This is a genomic window from bacterium (genome assembly GCA_026398675.1).
Classification (GTDB): domain Bacteria; phylum RBG-13-66-14; class RBG-13-66-14; order RBG-13-66-14; family RBG-13-66-14; genus RBG-13-66-14.
Genome location: JAPLSK010000274.1, coordinates 1 through 2,884, shown reverse-complemented (window position 1 = coordinate 2,884; position 2,884 = coordinate 1). Strand labels below are relative to the sequence as shown.

The 2,884-nt window shown below is 68.6% G+C and carries 3 protein-coding genes; all 3 read right to left on the bottom strand.

What is annotated here, in order from left to right:
• Positions 1-224: 224 nt before the first annotated feature.
• The 3 genes from NTW26_08420 to NTW26_08410 are packed head-to-tail and all read right to left on the bottom strand — an operon-like array spanning position 225 to position 2,787.
• Positions 225-419: a hypothetical protein gene (locus tag NTW26_08420; protein ID MCX7022275.1), complete on the bottom strand. Its 195-nt coding sequence runs from the start codon at positions 417-419 to the stop codon at positions 225-227.
• 12 nt (positions 420-431) lie between these two features.
• A complete protein-coding gene (locus tag NTW26_08415; protein ID MCX7022274.1) occupies positions 432-1,352 on the bottom strand; it encodes a hypothetical protein in 921 nt (306 codons plus the stop codon).
• 10 nt (positions 1,353-1,362) lie between these two features.
• Positions 1,363-2,787: a hypothetical protein gene (locus NTW26_08410; GenBank protein MCX7022273.1), complete on the bottom strand. Its 1,425-nt coding sequence runs from the start codon at positions 2,785-2,787 to the stop codon at positions 1,363-1,365.
• Between the last annotated feature and the right edge of the window lie 97 nt (positions 2,788-2,884).

The following is a 2,884-nucleotide window of genomic DNA, read 5'->3' as shown; positions in this document are numbered from 1 at the left end:
ATAGAAAGCGTCTCCCTCTCCCTGTGGGAGAGGGGTAGGGGTGAGGGCTACCTTATAAAAAAACGGGCCGACCTAAAGGTCGGCCCCTACGTCATCGCAACCGGTGTGAGGGTTGCCGCATGTCCCCTCTCCCTTCCAGGGAGAGGGTTAGGGTGAGGGTCAAGGTGGGGAACGTGAAAGCGGCGGGGTTAGGAAACCCCGCCCTACGTCTAGGATGCCGCCGGTCAGTGCCGCTCGTAACCCTTCCCCTCCACGATGACCACGATGAGGACGCCGATCCAGCTCAGGAAAAAACCCAGCAGAAATCCGGTGAAGCCGAGGCCCTTGGAACGCCCGATCATCGCCCCGATTATCATCGGCAGCACCCAGGCCAGAAAGAGGATCGGCGCCCAGATGAACCAGGTCAGTCCCCAGAACATGCTTCCCCCTTTTTAGAACATGAGCGAGAGCGCCACGGCGTGGGACGGCCCGGCGCCGAGCGGGTCGGTGCGGAAGGCGTAGTCCACGCGCATCTCGCCGCCCTCGAAGAGCCCCGTGACGATGCTCGCCCCGGCGGAGATTTCGCCGGTCTCGAGGTTCGGTGTCTCGTAGCCCGCGCGCAGCGCCAGGGTCGGCACGGGCCAGTATTCGGCGCCCAGGCGCCACTCCGGCCGCGTGACGTCCGTGGTGACGAAGTCCGCCTCGATCCGCAGCCAGCCGTCCAGGTCGTAGCCGATGCCCGCCGCGTACTCGACGGGCAGGGCCTCTTCGGTGGCGGCGGCGGTCTTCCACTTGTAGCTGCCGATCACGTCGCGCGCGCAGAGGCCGACGGCCAGCCCTTCCCAGGGCCGCACCTGGAACCCCAGGTCCACCGCCCCGCCCTCGGCCGTTTTCCCGGCCACGGAGGTGAACATCATCCGCGCCGTCAGCCCCACGCCGAGCCACTCCAGCGGCCGGATGCCGAAGGCGAAGTTGGCGATGTGCTCGTCGTAGGAGAACTCGCCGGTGCGGTTGCCGCCGGTGTCCCGGCCGTCGAAGCCGCCGACCCGCAGGTAGTACCAGGCCGCTTCCGCCGTGGCCCGGGCGTCGGGGATGGGCAGGGGGTAGACGAAGCCGGCGCTGGACTGGGTCCGGTCCAGCGACAGCTCGCGGTGGAACAGGAGGCCCTGGATTTTCAGGGCGAAGGCCAGCCCGGCGGGGTTGTAGCCCACCGCCTCGGCGTCCTCCACCAGGGCGACCCCCACGCGGCCCATGCCCAGGGTTCTCACGCCCCAGCCCAGCCGGAGCACCGCCCCCGGACGGCCCCCGCCGTCGTAGTCCGACGCTGTTGAGATGAGCGCGATGACGAGAAGGAGCCCTACGATTTTTTTCATATCGGCCACCTCACTCCACCACGGCGATCTTGCCCACGAAGGCCCGCTCGCCGTTGGCCTGAATCACGTAGTAGTACACCCCGTTGGCCACCCGGCGCCCCGAGGCATCGGTGCCGTCCCAGACGTCCTTCTGGTACTCGAAGCCGCCCTGGTAGACCTCGTCCTTCACGATGTTTTTAACGTGCCGCCCCTCGAGATCGTAGATGTCTATGTCCACCACCGCGTCGTGGGTCAGGGGGCTCCCGGAGACGCTGAAGCGGATGGTGCATGCGCCGTGGCCCATGGGCGAGAAGGGGTTGGGGAAGGCGTAGGCGACGGGCTCGTCCACGAAGCCAGAGCGCGGCTGGAAGTCTATGATGTCGAAGGAGGCGCCGCCGTCGCGCGAGACCTGCAGCCCCACCGGCGTCCCGGCCCAGATGGTTTCGTTGTCCTGTGTGGAGACGGAGTAGATGTTGTTGGAATAGAGCCCGCGGCCGGTGATGGTCTCCCAGGTGCCGTTGGGGAAGCGGTGTGAGAGGCCGCCCGCCTGGCCCGGGCCGTTGTAGGCGGTGGCTACCCAGAGATGGTCCTCCGCGCCGGGCTCGATCCAGTAGATGGCGTTCGAGTTCAGCCCCGGCGTGGTTTCGGCGGCGAACCGGGTCCAGCCCCAGTACGTGTCGTACCAGCGCACCAGCCACAGGCCGTACCATTCGCCCTGCGCGCCGGTGACGGTCCCGACCCACACCCAGGGCCCCTCGTCCTTCTCCTGAACCTCGACGAAGCCCACCACCTGGCTCGAGTTCCCGCCCTGATCGGGCACGCCCTGGAGCTCCCAGGTCTCGCCGCTGTCGGTGGAGACGGCTAGGCCCGCGCCGGTGCCGGCGAAGAGGTAATCCTCGGTACGAGCCAGGGCGAAGACGTTGTCGCCGTAAAGTTGTTCGCTGGGGACGCGCCGGTGCCAGGTGTCCCCGTCGTCGTGGGAAATCGCCACCCCGCCGGACCAGCACCCGGCCCAGATGGTCCCCTCCCCGTCGGACTCGGTGTCCCACACGGCGTTGTTGCCCAGGCCGTCCGCGGTGGTCCAGGTGTCCCAGGTCCGGCCGCCGTCGCGGGTCCGGGCCAGCCCCGCGCCCGCGAGGGGGTCCAGCCCGCTTTCCCGCGGGAAGAAGCAGCCCAGGTACACGTCGCCCTCGGGGGCGATGCGCACCGTCCCCACGTCGGACGCCGAGCCGGGCAGGCCGTCGTCGTAGCCGTAGGCGCTCCACGTTTCCCCGCCGTCCGTGGACCGGCCGAAATTCTTCAGCGTGCCGATCCAAACCTCGGACGCGGTATCGTCAATGGCCACGACGACGTTGTCCAGGCTGTCCCCGGGGGGCGGCAACGTCGGTTGGGTGGAGCGCTGGAGCGGCTCGCGGCCACCGGCCAGCGTTGCCAGGGCCGCCAGGATGACCAGCAACTCGGGCGGCGTCTGCGGCAAGCCCGCAGCCGACGCCTTCTGCCGCGATCAGGGATATGACAGCGCCATGCTCTTCCAGCGCGAGCCGGCCAAGGCC

Coding starts and splice junctions, on each gene's coding strand:
- NTW26_08420 (MCX7022275.1), bottom strand. CDS start 419: ATGTTCTGGGGACTGACCTGGTTCATCTGGGCGCCGATCCTCTTTCTG.
- NTW26_08415 (MCX7022274.1), bottom strand. CDS start 1,352: ATGAAAAAAATCGTAGGGCTCCTTCTCGTCATCGCGCTCATCTCAACA.